Here is a 624-nt window from a genome sequence, read left to right as displayed (position 1 = left end):
TGCCCCCCAATTTTGGTCCAGAGAGAACTAGAATTTTCCGGGGTTAAGGCTCATGTCGGCGGGGTTGCCGATGAGCCGTTCATAAGCGAAGTCGGCACCTTGTTGCCGATTGCGCTGTGTGGCCGGAACTCGTTATAGTCTCTACGCCAATCCTCCATCTTTGAGCGGCCGTCGTCAAGGCTCATGAACCAGTGGGTACTCAAGCATTCGGCCCGGAATTTCCCATTCAAGCTTTCGATATAACTGTTGTCGGTTGGTTTGCCTTGCCGGGAGAAATCGAGTGTGACGCCCTTTTGCTAAGCCCACAGATCGAGGTCGCGAGAGATGAATTCACTGCCGTTATCAACACAGATCGTGGCCGGATAGCCGACCTGCCGACACACGCGCTCAAGTGTGAGGACAACGTCTTCCCCCTTGTCGCTGAAGCGTGCATCGACCGCCGGTGAGAAACGCGAGAAGGTATCAATCACGGTGAGAACCCTGATCTTGCGGCCTGTGGCCAACTGGTCATGCACGAAATCCATAGCTCAGACATGGTTGGGATGTGCAGGTGCGGTGCGGTCAGCCCGCAGCTTCGCCTTGACACGTCTCTTCGGAACCTTGTTGCGAAGCTGGAGGCCCATG

1 pseudogene is annotated in these 624 nt (G+C 55.8%); it reads right to left on the bottom strand.

Going from position 1 to position 624, the window contains the following annotated elements:
* Positions 1 to 50: 50 nt before the first annotated feature.
* Positions 51 to 624: pseudogene (locus tag BJF95_RS00020) on the bottom strand (integrase core domain-containing protein); the annotation flags it as partial.

Source organism: Rhizobium oryziradicis, from assembly GCF_001939045.1.
In the GTDB taxonomy this organism is placed as follows: domain Bacteria; phylum Pseudomonadota; class Alphaproteobacteria; order Rhizobiales; family Rhizobiaceae; genus Allorhizobium; species Allorhizobium oryziradicis.
Note: the sequence above shows the minus strand (reverse complement) of the source record. Positions and strands in the feature narration are given on the sequence as shown.